The sequence below is a fragment of the Klebsiella variicola genome (genome assembly GCF_000828055.2).
In the GTDB taxonomy this organism is placed as follows: Bacteria; Pseudomonadota; Gammaproteobacteria; order Enterobacterales; family Enterobacteriaceae; genus Klebsiella; species Klebsiella variicola.
This window is the reverse complement of the sequence record NZ_CP010523.2, coordinates 2010504-2025920: the sequence shown is the minus strand read 5'-3', so window position 1 is coordinate 2025920 and position 15417 is coordinate 2010504. Positions and strand designations below refer to the sequence as shown.

The 15417-nt window shown below is 54.9% G+C and carries 16 protein-coding genes and 1 pseudogene; 8 read left to right on the top strand and 9 right to left on the bottom strand.

Annotation, left to right across the window (positions count from 1 at the left end):
* Positions 1 to 572: 572 nt before the first annotated feature.
* Positions 573 to 1925 (top strand): SIR2 family NAD-dependent protein deacylase, encoded by a 1353-nt coding sequence (locus SP68_RS09505; RefSeq protein WP_016161372.1) that lies wholly within the window; start codon positions 573 to 575, stop codon positions 1923 to 1925.
* A 46-nt stretch (positions 1926 to 1971) separates the two neighbouring features.
* Here SP68_RS09505 and SP68_RS28840 read toward each other — a convergent pair whose 3' ends face one another.
* From SP68_RS28840 to SP68_RS28230, 4 genes and pseudogenes are all read right to left on the bottom strand, one after another.
* A complete protein-coding gene (locus SP68_RS28840) occupies positions 1972 to 2358 on the bottom strand; it encodes a hypothetical protein (protein ID WP_016161373.1) in 387 nt (128 codons plus the stop codon).
* Positions 2359 to 2752: 394 nt separating this feature from the next.
* Positions 2753 to 3823: a catabolic alanine racemase DadX gene (gene dadX / locus SP68_RS09495; RefSeq protein WP_040968660.1), complete on the bottom strand. Its 1071-nt coding sequence runs from the start codon at positions 3821 to 3823 to the stop codon at positions 2753 to 2755.
* A 9-nt stretch (positions 3824 to 3832) separates the two neighbouring features.
* Positions 3833 to 5131: a D-amino acid dehydrogenase gene (locus SP68_RS09490; protein ID WP_040968661.1), complete on the bottom strand. Its 1299-nt coding sequence runs from the start codon at positions 5129 to 5131 to the stop codon at positions 3833 to 3835.
* 98 nt (positions 5132 to 5229) lie between these two features.
* Positions 5230 to 5364 (bottom strand): annotated as a pseudogene (locus tag SP68_RS28230) (hypothetical protein); the annotation flags it as partial.
* A gap of 88 nt (positions 5365 to 5452) precedes the next feature.
* Here SP68_RS28230 and SP68_RS09485 point away from each other — a divergent pair.
* Positions 5453 to 6985, top strand: a complete 1533-nt coding sequence (locus tag SP68_RS09485; protein ID WP_004203310.1) for a SpoVR family protein — start codon at positions 5453 to 5455, stop codon at positions 6983 to 6985.
* 74 nt (positions 6986 to 7059) lie between these two features.
* Here the strand turns inward: SP68_RS09485 and fadR are convergent, their stop codons facing one another.
* A complete protein-coding gene (fadR, locus tag SP68_RS09480; protein ID WP_012541278.1) occupies positions 7060 to 7779 on the bottom strand; it encodes a fatty acid metabolism transcriptional regulator FadR in 720 nt (239 codons plus the stop codon).
* A gap of 248 nt (positions 7780 to 8027) precedes the next feature.
* Between fadR and nhaB the strand changes: the two genes are divergently transcribed.
* The 3 genes from nhaB (at position 8028) to SP68_RS09465 (ending at position 10732) form a co-directional block, all read left to right on the top strand.
* Positions 8028 to 9578, top strand: coding sequence for a sodium/proton antiporter NhaB (gene nhaB / locus SP68_RS09475; protein WP_022065916.1), 1551 nt, complete (start codon positions 8028 to 8030; stop codon positions 9576 to 9578).
* 128 nt (positions 9579 to 9706) lie between these two features.
* Positions 9707 to 10237 (top strand): disulfide bond formation protein DsbB, encoded by a 531-nt coding sequence (gene dsbB / locus SP68_RS09470; protein WP_008804305.1) that lies wholly within the window; start codon positions 9707 to 9709, stop codon positions 10235 to 10237.
* A 150-nt stretch (positions 10238 to 10387) separates the two neighbouring features.
* Positions 10388 to 10732 (top strand): TehB family protein, encoded by a 345-nt coding sequence (locus tag SP68_RS09465; RefSeq protein WP_022065914.1) that lies wholly within the window; start codon positions 10388 to 10390, stop codon positions 10730 to 10732.
* A gap of 8 nt (positions 10733 to 10740) precedes the next feature.
* Here the strand turns inward: SP68_RS09465 and SP68_RS09460 are convergent, their stop codons facing one another.
* The 3 genes from SP68_RS09460 to SP68_RS09450 form a co-directional block, all read right to left on the bottom strand.
* Entirely contained in the window at positions 10741 to 11187 is a 447-nt protein-coding gene (locus SP68_RS09460; protein ID WP_008804304.1) for a YcgN family cysteine cluster protein, read from the bottom strand.
* Between the two features lie 94 nt (positions 11188 to 11281).
* Entirely contained in the window at positions 11282 to 11941 is a 660-nt protein-coding gene (locus SP68_RS09455; RefSeq protein ID WP_012967776.1) for a fumarylacetoacetate hydrolase family protein, read from the bottom strand.
* 16 nt (positions 11942 to 11957) lie between these two features.
* Positions 11958 to 12239: a YcgL domain-containing protein gene (locus SP68_RS09450; protein WP_004203320.1), complete on the bottom strand. Its 282-nt coding sequence runs from the start codon at positions 12237 to 12239 to the stop codon at positions 11958 to 11960.
* 126 nt (positions 12240 to 12365) lie between these two features.
* Here SP68_RS09450 and minC point away from each other — a divergent pair, with 126 nt between their 5' ends.
* Genes minC through minE form a run of 3 tightly spaced genes read left to right on the top strand, consistent with a single transcriptional unit; the run spans position 12366 to position 14176 of the window.
* Positions 12366 to 13067 (top strand): septum site-determining protein MinC, encoded by a 702-nt coding sequence (gene minC, locus SP68_RS09445; protein WP_008804301.1) that lies wholly within the window; start codon positions 12366 to 12368, stop codon positions 13065 to 13067.
* 23 nt (positions 13068 to 13090) lie between these two features.
* Positions 13091 to 13903 (top strand): septum site-determining protein MinD, encoded by an 813-nt coding sequence (gene minD, locus SP68_RS09440; protein ID WP_008804300.1) that lies wholly within the window; start codon positions 13091 to 13093, stop codon positions 13901 to 13903.
* Positions 13904 to 13906: 3 nt separating this feature from the next.
* Positions 13907 to 14176, top strand: a complete 270-nt coding sequence (gene minE / locus SP68_RS09435; RefSeq protein ID WP_004103270.1) for a cell division topological specificity factor MinE — start codon at positions 13907 to 13909, stop codon at positions 14174 to 14176.
* A 77-nt stretch (positions 14177 to 14253) separates the two neighbouring features.
* On the opposite strand, the gene rnd is transcribed toward minE, so the two are convergent.
* Complete coding sequence (gene rnd, locus SP68_RS09430) at positions 14254 to 15369, bottom strand: ribonuclease D (protein WP_004175459.1); 1116 nt, start codon at positions 15367 to 15369, stop codon at positions 14254 to 14256.
* Positions 15370 to 15417: the final 48 nt, after the last annotated feature.

Genomic DNA, 15417 nt, shown 5'->3' with positions numbered 1-15417 from the left:
AAATTCTCATTTCTCCGTAACCGCTCCTGTTTTGCAAATTATTGAAAAACAGTGCAGAAATTGCAAAAGTTTACAGGCCGCAGAAGCCCTTCGGTGGCGCTGACTGGCGGTATAATCTGCGCGGAAATTCTTTTGCATAAATAGTGCAGGCGGGTGCGGTGTAGCGCCGTTTCCGTCTGACAAGACTTTGCGTACGCATCCCCAAGTGTATTCAATGCAATCTGAGGATATGTAAAAGTTACGAGTCCATTGCTAGCATGTATGGCGTCATATGACCTCAAGAAGAATTAACGACAAACCAGACACAGAACCCCATCGAAATGTTGAGCCAGACCTCATCTAGCTTAACTCTCTGTATGGGCACTTTAATCACCGTGTGATGTAGGTATCGGATTAAAAATAAGGGCAATTTTTCGATAAATTATATCGATTTCAATGATAAGATATTGACAGGTAAACCCTGAGGGCTAAGGTAATGTTAGAGTGTTTGAACCAAATATATGTTATATACACATATATGAATCCATTTTATAGACTAAATCAATCTGCTTAAAAAGGGTCAAGGTATAACTATGGAATTCCATGAGTATCAAGCTGAAATCATTAAGGATATAAAATCTTGCCTTGAAGGGCTCCAAGTGCAGCCCATATTATTCATGGGGGCAGGTATATCACAAAGATACATGAACTCTCCTTGCTGGGAAGACCTTTTAAAGTATTTAGCGGATCTGTGCCCTCTAATAACCCGCCCATATGGTTATTACAACCAAATGCATAATGCAAATAAACCTATGATTGCAAGTGATTTTTCTGAATCATATGCTGAATGGGCGTGGGATGCAGGTAAAGATCGTTTTCCCGAGAAGTATTTCACAGGCAATAATTCTAAAGATATATATATAAAGCATTTGATATCAGAGCATTTAAATAACTTATCGAACAGCGTAAATTTTGATGAACATGAGCATAAAGAGGAAATAAATAAACTAATAAAAATAAGGCCGCATGCAGTTATAACAACAAATTATGACAATATATTAGAAAAGATTTTTGAAAACTACCAACCGATTGTTGGTCAAGATGTCGTCACGGTTAATTACACTTCCTACGGCGAGATAATGAAAATACACGGAAGTAGTAATGAGCCGGAAAGTTTGATAATAACAAATGATGACTATATTAGATTCTACAATAGAAGAAAGTATATCAGTGCAAAGCTGTTAACCTATTTCGCTGAACATCCATTATTCTTTTTTGGCTATAGCGTCAACGATGAAAATATAAAGTCAATCCTTTCGGATATAGATGAAATAATTTCACCAAACAACTCTCTTATCCCTAATATCTACTTAGTTTCTTTTGATGTGGATTGTGAAAAAACCGGATCACATCAGAAAGAGATCCTCATAGGTGTTGGAGAAAACAAATCGATAAGAATCAAGGTAATATATGCCAATAGTTTTGGTTGGGTATATGATGCACTGTCATCAAACTCACCTGAAATCAGTGTCAACCCGAAATTAATCAGAGCACTTTTGGCCAGAACCTACACCTTTGCCTCTCAGTCGCTAGTAAAGCAAGAGTTAGAGTATGATTTTGAAATGCTTAGGCAGATTGCAGAGGAAGGAAGTACCCTTCCGAAATTGTATGGAATTGCTGAGCTTAACAATGGACAAGCATTAAATGCAAACTATCCGTTTACAATGTCCGAGGTTGCAAAACTTTTAGGCCGTCAATCGTGGCATGCAGTACAAAACATAATTGATATAATCGAAGAGGAAAAAGGCTTCGATATAAAATCGAGCGATAACAACTATCACATAACAATCATGACTGGTAAGACAGGATTCCATAAATATTCACCTTTAGCACTTGAATTAATGAAAAAAGTCCTTAATGGTGATGATTACCAACTGAATCTATAAGAAATAAAATGGTTTTATGCTAAACCTGCCTAAAAATATAATTAAGCTATGTAAGGTGCATATTTCTCGTGTAATTTTCGGCTTTAGCACCTGCTGCTGCAAAAGCATTTTTGTTGGTGGGTGTACCGGTGCTGTTGTGGGTGTGCAGTGCGGTCTGTACGGCCAGTTGCCGCAGCACATCCAGCGTATCGGTAAGCAGGCTTAACACATTCAAGTCCTCGCTCCCCAGGCGGATGGAGGGCGCGAGTAATTCCTGAGCCGCCGCCACACTGCGCCGTATGCCCTGGATTTTCTCTGTAAGCGAGCCGCCCACCGCCAGATTGTCATTCTGCCCAACACTGGCGGATCTGTCTTTGCCGCAGTGGCTGGCTATGTTGCCGGTTGCCCCAGTGGTGTAATCTCCATCGGCCAGCTGCACCACGGCACCGGCCATGAGTTTAGCTGTACCCAACACGGTTGCTGTGTCGTTCGCTTTAACAACCCTTGTGCGTTCGGTTACAGATCGGTTCTCCTGTTCACTGCTGACCTTACGCTGGCTGCTTGTCTCTTCAATCGCCTAGTCAGTTTCTCTTTGCCACGATCCCGCCTGCGTTACGCGCTGGCTCACCCCGGCGCGCTGCTGTTGAAGCTGTTCACCGGGTTTGATATCAGGCAACACCTAGCCCTCTGGTAATGTCTGACATATTAGTGACTTATCAGGTCTGCCATCGGCAAAACCAATGTCAACCAGCGCCCCTTCCGGCGGGTACAGAAATACCCCCCCTTCGGCCCCGGCCATCGGCACTGGCACTGGCAAAGATCGGCGGAGTGATCCGCCCCGGAATAAGTTACAGGGTCACAACCGGCACCCGCGGCGCCAGGGCGCACATCAACTCATAGCCGACGGTGCCGCTGCTGGCCGCCACGTCGTCGATTTTAATCTCTTTGCCCCACAGCTCGACCGGCGCGCCGATCCCGGCCTGCGGACAAGGCGTTAAATCAACCGCCAGCATATCCATCGATACGCGTCCAACGGTGGTGGTGCGTACGCCGTCCACCAGCACCGGCGTGCCGCTCGGCGCCACCCGCGGATAGCCATCGGCATAGCCGCAGGCGACGATGCCGATCCGCTGCTCCTGGGGGGTGCGGTACAGGCCGCCATAGCCAATCGCCTCGCCGGGGCGCAGGTTCTGCACGCCGATGATTTCGCTGCGCAGCGTCATGACCGGCTTCAGCCCGGTGTTCGCGATGTCCTGCCACTGCCCGGAAGGCGACGCGCCATACAGCACGATGCCCGGACGCACCCAGTCAAAATGCGCTTCCGGATGCCAGAGGGTCGCCGCCGAGTTGGCCAGCGAGCGCGGACAATCCAGCCCCTCCGCCGCCTGTTCGATACGGCGCATCGGCTCGACAATCCCCTGCGGGTTCTCCGCCTCCGCGAAGTGCGACATCAGCGTCATCTCGCCGACGTTGCTTATCGCCCGCAACTGCTGCCAGACGGTATGCACCCGCTCCGGCATAAAGCCCAGCCGGTTCATACCGCTGTTCACCTTGAGATAGATATCCAGCGGCGCGCGCAGCTTCGCCTGCTGCAGCGCCTTAATCTGCCAGTTGCTGTGGACGCTGGTGGTTAAGCGATATTGATCGAGCACCGCCAATTCATCGGCATGGAAGAAGCCCTCCAGCAGCAGGATCGGACCTTTCCAGCCCTGCTCGCGCAGCAGGATCGCCTCTTCCAGGTTGAGCAAGGCGAAACCATCCGCCCCGCTTAACGCACTCCATACGCGCGCCACGCCGTGGCCGTAAGCGTTGGCCTTGACCACCGCCCACAGGCGCGACCCGGGGGCCGCGCGACGCACTATCTGTAAATTCTGCCGCAAGGCCAGCAGGTCGATGCTGGCCACTACCGGACGGGTCATGCAAGCTCCTTAGTTGTGTGCGCCATGCAGATGCTGCGGACGCGCCGGGGTGAACCCGGGGCTGTAGCGGGCGACCGCCAGATCGTCGTAAGGGATCGCCGGCGTGCGCCCGGAGATCAGATCGCTGATAAGCTGCCCGGAGCCGCAGGCCATGGTCCAGCCAAGCGTGCCGTGGCCGGTGTTGAGCCACAGATTTTTATACGCCGTGCGGCCGACCACCGGCGTGCCGTCCGGCGTCATCGGCCGCAGGCCGGTCCAGAACGTCGCCTGCTCCACGTGGCCGCCGCGCGGGAACAGATCGCGCACCACCATCTCCAGGGTTTCGCGACGCGGCTGCAGCAGCGCTTTGTTAAAACCGACGATCTCGGCCATGCCGCCGACGCGAATGCGCTGATCGAAGCGGGTAATAGCGATTTTGTATGTTTCATCAAGGATAGTGGAAACCGGCGCGCCGTCCTCCTGGGCGATCGGAATGGTCAATGAGTAGCCTTTCAGGGGATAGACCGGTATATCCACCAGCCCTTTAAGCATCGCCGTTGAGTAGGAGCCGAAGGCCATCACATAGGCATCGCCCTTGATAATCTCATCGCCGCATTTCACCCCGGCAATGCGATCGCCCTCCTGTAGCAGGGCGTCCACTGCGGTGTTGAAGCGGAAAGTGACCCCGGCCTGTTCCGCCATTGCCGCCAGCCGGGTGGTAAACAGCTGGCAGTCGCCGGTTTCATCATTGGGCAGGCGCAGGCCGCCGGTCAGTTTATGGCTGACTTCCGCCAGCGCCGGCTCCACCTCCGCCAGCCGCTTCGCTTCCAGCAGCTGGTACGGCACGCCGGCGTCTTCCAGCACCGCGATGTCGCGGGTGGCATTTTCATACTGTTTGGCGGTCCGGAACAGCTGCAGCGTCCCGCCCTGACGTCCTTCATACTGAATGCCGGTGGTGTCGCGCAGCGCTTTCAGGCAGTCGCGGCTGTACTCCGCCAGGCGCACCATACGGCCTTTGTTCTCCATATAGTGGCGGATGTCGCAGTTACGCAGCATCTGCCACATCCACTTCAGCTGGAACGACGTGCCGTCAAGACCGATCGCCAGCGGCGCATGGCGCTGAAACATCCATTTGATCGCCTTCAGCGGCACCCCCGGCGCCGCCCAGGGCGCCGCATAGCCGGGAGAAATCTGCCCGGCGTTGGCCGCGCTGGTCTCCTCTGCCGGACCGGGCTGACGGTCGATAACCGTCACCTCATGACCCGCCTGACTCAAATACCACGCGCTGGCTACCCCAACCACCCCACTTCCCAGTATGACGACACGCATAGCGACTCCGTAACAGTTAAAGAACAATCATCTAATTACAAATTGATAACTCAGTTGAAAATATTATTCAACATACGCTTTATTTATGGTGACTTAACTCACAGCAAACCGCACCAGCCCTGCGCTGCGAGATTTACGATCTCATGCTGCGCTTTATTTTTACCCAGCATTAAATTCTGTAAATAAGCGCAAAAAACGGCTTTGAGATGGGGAAATCGCGAAGAAAAGAAATTGTCTGACGATACAGTTTGCCATCCGGTGTTCTATGCTTGTTTAGAGGTTTTCCGTTCAGAGAAAACCAACAACAACGAGGGCGCGCTAATGGCTACGATTGACTCCATGAACAGGGACACCACCCGTTTAAGCGATGGACCCGACTGGACGTTCGAGTTACTGGAGACCTACCTGGCCGAAGTGGACCGGGTCGCCAAGCTCTATCGTCTTGACACCTACCCGCACCAGATCGAAGTCATTACTTCCGAGCAGATGATGGACGCCTACTCCAGCGTCGGTATGCCCATCAACTATCCGCACTGGTCGTTCGGCAAGAAATTCATTGAGACCGAGCAGGCCTATAAGCACGGCCAGCAGGGCCTGGCGTATGAGATAGTCATCAACTCCAACCCCTGTATCGCCTACCTGATGGAAGAAAACACCATCACCATGCAGGCGCTGGTCATGGCGCACGCCTGCTATGGGCACAACTCATTCTTTAAAAATAACTATCTGTTTCGCAGCTGGACCGACGCCAGCTCGATCATCGATTACCTGATCTTCGCCCGCAAATACATTACCGAGTGTGAAGAACGCTATGGTGTCGACGAAGTGGAGAAACTCCTCGACTCCTGCCACGCGCTGATGAACTACGGCGTCGACCGCTATAAACGTCCGCAAAAAATCTCCTTGCAGGAGGAGAAAGCGCGGCAGAAAAGCCGGGAAGAGTATCTGCAAAGCCAGGTGAATATGCTGTGGCGCACCCTGCCGAAGCGCGAGGAAGAAAAAGCGATTGAGTCCGCCCGTCGCTACCCTTCCGAACCGCAGGAGAACCTGCTGTACTTTATGGAGAAGAACGCCCCGCTGCTCGAATCGTGGCAGCGCGAGATCCTGCGCATCGTGCGTAAAGTCAGCCAGTATTTCTACCCGCAGAAACAGACCCAGGTGATGAACGAGGGGTGGGCCACCTTCTGGCACTACACCATCCTCAACCATCTCTATGATGAAGGGAAAGTGACGGAGCGCTTTATGCTGGAGTTTCTCCATAGTCACACTAACGTGGTGTTCCAGCCGCCGTACAACAGTCCGTGGTATAGCGGGATTAACCCCTACGCGCTGGGCTTCGCCATGTTCCAGGACATCAAGCGCATCTGTCAGTCGCCCACCGAAGAGGACAAGTACTGGTTCCCGGATATCGCCGGTTCTGACTGGCTGGAAACGTTGCATTTCGCCATGCGTGATTTCAAAGACGAGAGCTTTATCAGCCAGTTCCTGTCGCCGAAGATCATGCGCGATTTCCGCTTCTTTACCGTGCTCGACGACGATCACAACAATTATCTCGAGATCTCGGCGATCCACAACGAAGAGGGCTATCGCGAGATCCGCAACAAGCTCTCGGCGCAGTATAACCTCAGCAATCTTGAGCCGAACATCCAGGTGTGGAACGTTGACCTGCGCGGCGACCGCTCGCTGACCTTGCGCTATGTGCCGCACAACCGCGTCCCACTGGACAAAGGCCGGCGCGAAGTGCTGAAACATGTGCATCGTCTGTGGGGATTCGATGTGCTGCTGGAGCAGCAGAACGCCGACGGCAGCATTGAGCTGCTGGACCGCTGCCCGGCGCGCCCGAACGCGCTATAACATTGCGGGACGATGAAAACGACGAAGGGGGCCACTGGCCCCCTTATTGTGTTTATCGATCGCCAATATCCGGCTTAACGCATATTCATGGCTAAATCGCCGGGCAGCGATTTCTGCATCCGATGCCAGATCTCCCCGCTGTCATGGCCGTAGCGACGGACCAGCTCGTACACCTGATCGTGCAGGCCGCCTTCGCACACCTTCGCCAGCTGATGATAAAAGCCCAGCGCGAGGCTGCGCGCTTCCGGGCTGGAGAAATAGTGGCGGCCGATGCGGGTATACAGCCCCTTCATGCCGTTGAGGATCAGGCCGTAAATCGGGTTGCCGGAGGCAAACGCCAGACCGCGGAAGATATTGTAATCGAGGTCGGCAAAGGCGTCGGCGTGATCTTCCACTTCCCGGGCGCTGTCCAGTACCGCCAGCGCTTTATCCGGATGCTGACGGAACGCGGTGCGAATAAAAATCGTGGAAATATTGGTGCGTACGGAGAGCAGGTTATCAATCAGCTGCGGCACGCTGTCGTGATCGAGGCGCGCCAGCGTTTCGAGAATATTCAGCCCGGAGGTCTCCCAGAAGTTATTCACTTTGGTAGGCTTGCCATGCTGAATGGTCAACCAGCCGTCACGCGCCAGACGCTGCAACACTTCGCGCAGAGTGGTGCGGGTGACACCGATCAGCTCAGAAAGCTCGCGTTCAGCGGGGAGAATCGATCCAGGTGGGAAGCGGTTATTCCAGATGCTCTCAATGATATACTCTTCCGCGAAACCCGCAGGGCTCTGCGCCTTAATGACCATAATAATATTTCCATTACACATTGTTGCAATTGCACTCATCATACCAGAGCCGCTATAGCGCAGATAGCATCGCAAGTGAATTAAAAAGGGATCGCCGTTTCATTTTCCGTTTTTACTTTGCGCTTTTCCTTATCACCCGTCACCGCCGCCGCGGTGCGAAGAAAGTTGCTTCTCATTTTGCTCAACTGATACTCTTGCCAATAGTTACGCACAAAATCATGTACTAATTGACGGGGAAGGATTCTGTCGTGGAAATTTCATATGGCCGCGCGCTGTGGCGCAATTTTCTTGGCCAGTCGCCGGACTGGTACAAGCTGGCATTAATCATTTTCTTAATCGTAAACCCGCTGGTGTTTGCCGTGGCGCCGTTTGTCGCCGGCTGGCTGCTGGTGGTTGAGTTTATCTTTACCCTCGCCATGGCGCTGAAGTGCTATCCGCTGCTGCCGGGCGGCCTGCTGGCCATTGAGGCGCTGCTGATCGGCATGACCAGCCCGGCGCATGTGCGGGAAGAGATCGCCGGCAACCTTGAAGTGCTGCTCCTGCTGATCTTCATGGTCGCGGGCATCTACTTTATGAAACAACTGCTGCTGTTCGTCTTCACGCGCCTGCTGCTGGGGATCCGCAGCAAGATGCTGCTGTCGCTGGCCTTCTGCCTGGCGGCCGCCTTCCTCTCCGCCTTTCTCGATGCGCTTACCGTGGTGGCGGTGGTGATTAGCGTCGCCGTTGGGTTCTACGGCATCTACCACCGCGTCGCTTCAGCTCGCCCTGATGATAACGATCTGCTGGACGACAGCCATATCGAGCAGCACTACCGCGAGGTGCTGGAGCAATTCCGCGGCTTTCTGCGCAGCCTGATGATGCACGCCGGCGTCGGGACCGCCCTCGGCGGAGTCATGACCATGGTTGGCGAACCGCAAAATCTGATTATCGCCAAAGCGGCGGGCTGGCATTTTGGCGAGTTCTTTATCCGCATGGCGCCCGTCACCGTGCCGGTGATGGTGTGTGGGCTGTTGACCTGCCTGCTGGTCGAAAAGTATCGCCTGTTTGGCTACGGCGAACCGCTGCCGCCCACGGTACGGAAGGTGCTGCAGGACTTTGACGACCGCAGCCGCGCCCAGCGCAGCCGTCAGGAGCAGCTGCGGCTGCTGGCCCAGGCGGTGATTGGTGTCTGGCTGATCGTCGCCCTCGCCTTTCATCTGGCCGAAGTCGGGCTCATTGGCCTGTCGGTGATCATCCTCGCCACCACGTTTTCCGGGGTGACCGATGAGCACGCCATTGGCAAGGCGTTCACCGAGGCGCTGCCCTTCACCGCGCTGCTGACGGTGTTCTTTGCCATTGTGGCGGTGATCATCGACCAGCGGCTGTTCACCCCGGTCATTGAATTTGTGCTGCAGGCCTCGCCGCACGCGCAGCTGTCGCTCTTTTACCTGTTTAACGGCCTGCTGTCGTCCATTTCGGATAACGTTTTTGTCGGCACGGTCTACATTAACGAAGCGAAAACCGCCCTCGAACATGGCGTTATCAGCCTGCCGCAGTTTGAGATGCTGGCGGTGGCGATCAATACCGGCACCAACCTGCCGTCGGTCGCCACCCCCAACGGCCAGGCGGCATTCCTGTTCCTGCTGACCTCTGCGCTGGCGCCGCTTATCCGACTCTCCTATGGCCGCATGGTATGGATGGCGCTGCCCTACACTCTCGTACTGACGCTGGTCGGCCTGCTGTGCGTCGAGTTCACCTTGATGCCGGTCACCAACTGGCTACTGGCGCACGGCTGGGTGACCACGCCCACGCTGCCCTGACCCGATCCTGGCCCGGATTCATCCGGGCCATTCAATAACCCGTTACGTAATATTTTCTGCCGGGCCGCTGGCGTCGGTTCGGTTTTCGTTTACACTGCCATGATTTAGCATCTTCCAGGGAAATGATTATGTTGCAATATTTAAACCAGTGCTCAAGGGGACGCGGTGCCTGGCTCCTGATGGCATTAACCGCTTTTATTCTCGAACTCGTTGCGCTGTGGTTCCAGCATGTGATGCTGCTGCAGCCGTGTGTGATGTGTATTTACGAACGCTGCGCGCTGTTCGGCATCATGGGCGCGGGGCTGGTCGGCGCCATCGCCCCCAAAACGCCGCTGCGCTATGTCGCCATGGTGATCTGGTTGTACAGCGCAATACGTGGACTGCAGCTGGCGTGGGAGCATACGATGATCCAGCTGCACCCTTCGCCGTTCCAGACCTGTGATTTCGCCGCCCGCTTCCCAACCTGGCTGCCGCTGGATAAATGGCTGCCGCAGGTTTTCGTCGCGTCCGGCGACTGTTCAGTGCGTCAGTGGCAATTTCTGTCGCTGGAGATGCCGCAATGGCTGGTCGGTATTTTTGCTGCCTATCTGCTGGTCGCCATCCTGGTGATCATTGCTCAGCCTTTCAAAGCGAAAAAACGCGATCTGTTTGGCCGCTAAGCCGCTGCGAGTACCGCACACAATGAAACGCCCTGCGGGGCGTTTTTTTATGTCTGCTGCGCATCGTTGCATCGTTTCCTGCCTGTGGTTGACCACAGCCCCTAAAAGGTGCATATTAAATACATCTTTTAAGGCCCCACAGGAGCTCACATGTCATCTTTACTGATCCCCGCAGACTGGAAAGTTAAACGCTCCACCCCGTTCTTTACTAAAGAGAATGTCCCCGCCGCCCTGCTGAGCCATCACAACACCGCGGCCGGCGTCTTCGGTCAGCTGTGCGTCATGGAGGGAACGGTCACCTATTACGGTTTTGCCGATGAGCAGGCGACGGAGCCGGAAAAGAAAGTGGTCATTCATGCCGGACAGTTTGCCACCAGTCCGCCGCAGTACTGGCACCGCGTCGAACTCAGTGACGACGCCCGCTTCAATATTCACTTCTGGGTGGCCGAAGAAACCGACGGTGAAAACGGGCTGTTTCACGCGAAGAAAGCGTGATCCGGCGCTTAACGCGCCCTGTCAGGCAGATTGAGGATATGATCCTGCCAGTCGACGACGGTGGACTCGGGCACCGCAATATGGCGAACAGAGATGCGTTCGCCATGCATCGCCGCTTTTGAGCCGGTCAGCAGCGGATGCCAGGCCGGCAGCGATTTGCCCTCCGCCAGCAGGCGATAGGCGCAGGTCGGCGGCAGCCATTCGAAGGTTGGCAGGTTTTCGCGGGTAAGCTTGATGCAGTCTGGCTCGTACTCGAAGCGACGTTCGTAGTTACGGCACTGGCAGGTTTTGATATTAAGCTGACGGCAGGCGACGTTGGTGAAGTAGATCTCATCGGTGTCTTCATCCATCAGCTTGTGCAGGCAACACTGGCCGCAGCCGTCACACAGCGATTCCCACTCCGCGTCGGTCATTTCATCCAGTGTTTTTTGTTGCCAGAAAGGTTGTTCGCTCATCGGAGTGTCCGTCGTTGCCAGTTAAGGGTGCACCTTATAACCAGTCTGGCACGCCGATGCAAGTTTTGCCGCCCCAAGAGGCGGCAAGCAGCGCTTACAGCACGCGGGTGGTGAGCGACAGGCCGTTGAAGCCAACTTCCAGTTCGTCACCGCTATGCAGCGGCCCCACCCCTTCCGGGGTGCCGGTGAGGATCACATCCCCGGCTTTGAGGGTAAAGAAGCGCGACATATAGGCGATCAGCGGCACAATCTTATGGATCATGTCGGCTGTGGTTCCCTGCTGGCGCACTTCACCGTTAATCTTCAGGCTTAACGGCGTATTCTGCGGGTCGCCGTGGAACTCAGCGGCCGGGATAAAGCCGGAGATTGGACTGGCGTTATCGAAGCCTTTCGCCTTCTCCCACGGTTGCCCGGCCTTTTTCATCTTAGCCTGCAGGTCGCGCAGGGTGAGATCCAGCGCGACGCCATAGCCGGCGATCCCTTTCTGCACATGCTCTTCCGTCGCCTGACGCAGCGTGCTGCCGATCAGCACCGCCAGCTCGACTTCGTGGTGCACTGAGCCCAGCCCTTCAGGAAGCACCAACGGCTGACGGAGATCGCACAGCGCGGTCTCAGGTTTAATAAACAGCACCGGCTCTTCCGGCGTCGCACTGCCCATTTCCTTGATGTGTTTTGCATAATTACTGCCGACGCAAACCACTTTGCTCACTGGATAATCCAGTAGCGCACCCTGCCAGTTATGATGTTGGTACATTATTTTCCCTCGTGGGTTAATCGGATTGTTTCCCCTGTTCCGCCAGGTGTTTCTTTAGTAGATTTTCAGATGGCGGGGGAAGTTGCAGGTAATAGCCCTGCTCGCTTAACGCCTGTTTCACTTTTTCCAGGTCGGCGTTAACCAGCTTTTTGCGCCCATCCAGCGGCAGCAGCATCGCCATTTGCGGCGTGCCGAAGCCGCGCATTAGCTCGTCAGGAACGCGTGAGAAATCGTCTTTTTTTTCGACGTATAAATAGGTTTGTTCACGTTTAGTACTTCGATAGATCACACAAAACATAGTTTTACTCGGAATTAGACCCGTGGTCACTTGCCTCAATATATGAGTGACTATAACATGCCTTTTAGTCTTCGGAATATCACCGCACTTCTGCGGTTGATAAACAGCAAATTGAGTAAGGCCAGGATGTCAAATACGCCAATCGAACTTAAAGGCAGTAGCTTCACGTTATCTGTCGTTCATTTGCACGATGCAAATCCCGAGGTTATTCGTCAGGCGTTAGAAGACAAAATCGCCCAGGCTCCCGCCTTTTTACGCCATGCGCCGGTGGTGGTGAATATCGCCAGCGTGGAGGAGGAGGTCGAATGGCGCGCCATTAACGAGGCCATCGCCGCGACCGGTTTACGCATTATGGGCGTCAGCGGATGCAAAATCCCGCGCCTGAAAACCGAAATCGATCGCGCCGGGATCCCGTTATTAACCGAAGGGAAAGAGAAAGCCCCTCGTCCGGCACCGTCCGAACCCACCCCTCCGCCGCCGCCAGTTGCTAACCAGATCACAAAAACGCGTTTGATTGATCAGCCGGTACGTTCCGGTCAGCGCATTTATGCGCCACACTGTGATCTTATTGTTACAAATCATGTGAGTGCCGGTGCGGAACTTATCGCTGACGGCAATATCCATGTATATGGCATGATGCGAGGACGCGCGCTGGCAGGCGCCGGTGGCGACAGAGACGCCCAGATATTTTGTACCCACCTTGCGGCGGAGCTGGTCTCCATCGCCGGGGAATATTGGCTGAGCGATAACATCCCGGCCGAATTTTATGGCAAAGCGGCACGCCTGCGTTTAGGTGAAAGCGCTTTGACAGTTCAACCGTTGAATTAATCCCTTTTTAACAAGGAATTTCTATGGCACGCATTATTGTTGTGACTTCGGGTAAAGGGGGCGTTGGCAAGACCACCTCCAGCGCGGCCATCGCTACAGGTTTGGCCCAGAAGGGAAAGAAAACCGTCGTTATCGACTTCGACATCGGCCTGCGTAACCTCGATCTGATTATGGGCTGCGAACGTCGCGTCGTTTATGATTTCGTCAACGTCATCCAGGGCGATGCCACGTTGAACCAGGCGCTGATCAAAGATAAGCGCACGGAAAATCTCTACATTCTCCCGGCCTCTCAGACCCGGGATAAAGACGCCCTGACCCGCGAAGGCGTCGACAAAGTTCTCGAAGAACTGAAGAAAATGGACTTCGATTTCATCGTCTGTGATTCACCGGCAGGTATCGAAACCGGTGCGCTGATGGCGCTCTATTTTGCTGATGAAGCCATCATCACCACCAACCCGGAAGTCTCCTCCGTTCGCGACTCCGACCGTATCCTTGGCATTCTCGCTTCGAAATCCCGTCGTGCGGAAAATGGCGAAGAGCCGATCAAAGAGCATTTACTGCTGACCCGCTACAATCCAGGCCGCGTCAATAAAGGCGATATGCTGAGCATGGAAGACGTGCTGGAAATTCTGCGCATCAACCTGGTGGGCGTGATCCCGGAAGACCAGTCAGTCCTGCGCGCATCCAACCAGGGTGAGCCCGTGATTCTGGATGCCGCGTCGGACGCAGGCAAAGCCTATGCCGATACCGTTGAACGTCTGCTCGGAGAAGAACGCCCTTTCCGCTTCATTGAAGAAGAGAAGAAAGGATTCCTCAAACGCCTGTTCGGAGGATAAATTATGGCTTTACTCGACTTTTTTCTCTCGCGAAAAAAGAACACGGCTAATATTGCGAAAGAACGCCTGCAAATCATCGTCGCCGAGCGTCGCCGCGGCGACGCGGAGCCGCACTACCTGCCGCAGTTGCGCAAAGATATTCTGGAAGTGATCTGTAAATACGTGCAGATCGACCCGGAGATGGTCAGCGTGCAGCTGGAGCAGCGGGATGGTGATATTTCGATTCTTGAGCTGAACGTGACCCTACCCGAAACGGAAGAGTCGAAACCCTGACCTGCTGTTCCATCCCGAAAAAAAACCGGCTACGCCCTGCGCTGCCGGTTTTTTAATGGCCTGAACCAGACCGCCCGCTAGCGCGGATAGTCGTTTAACAGCGACTTCAGCCGCCCGGCCATCAGTTCGCCACGCCAGCCGGAAATCAGCTCAGGCTCACCGGCTTGCGTTTTCAACTGCCAGTGCCAGTTCAGCAACTGGTTGATCTGCCGACGCGAGGCCAGCAGTTCCGCGCTCACGCCCTTATCGGCGCTCACTTCCTGCACCAGCGCTTTAATATCTTTAAAGGCTTTACGGTAACCCGGCATGTCAATGAGGTTCTGCAGCGGCGCCGGCAGGGCCGACTCCGGCAGCGCCTGGGCTTTCTCGACCAGGCTAATCAACGTTTTGCCGTGGAAGCGAATTTCACTGCCGGACAACCCGAGGCTGTCGAGCTCGCCGAGGCTGGTGGGCATATAGCGCGCCACGCTCCACAGATGCTCTTCCCGCACCACAAAGTTCACCGCCAGGTCGCGCTCACGCGCTTTGCGCAGACGCCACTCTGCCAGCAGCTGCAGGCAGCCCAGCTGGCGGGTACGCAGCTGCCAGGCGTTGCCGATGTCGCGCCAGGCCTCGGCCGGGTCAACCACCTCCTGACGACGCTGCTGCATCAGACGACATTCGTCCAGCGCCGCCGATAGCCAGCCTGCGCGGTCGGTCTCCGCCATTAATTGGCTGGCGATCGGCAACAGGTACCAGACGTCAGCTGCGGCGTATTCACACTGACGCTCGGTCAGCGGGCGCGCCAGCCAGTCGGTGCGGGATTCACTTTTATCCAGCGCCACTCCGGAATACTCTTCCACCATGGAGGCAAAGCCCCAGGACATCGGGCGGCCGCAGAACGCCGCCAGGATCTGGGTGTCGATCAGCGGCTGCGGCATCAGGTTGAACGCATTGAGGAAGACTTCTAAATCCTCACTACCGGCATGCAGATATTTAGTCACATCCTGGTTGAGCAGCAGCTCACGCATCGGCGCCCAGTCGCTAATCGTCAAGGGATCGATCAGAGAGACCTGGGTGCCGTCGAACAGCTGCAGCAGGCCCAGCTGCGGATAGTAGGTACGGGTACGGACAAATTCCGTATCCAGAGCGACGGCGGAGGCCGCGCTTGCCGCTTCGCAAACAGCGCGCAGGCCATCGTCGGTGGTGATCATCTGATAGTTCAAAGCATACTCTCTTAACTTGCGCCCATAAAAAACGCC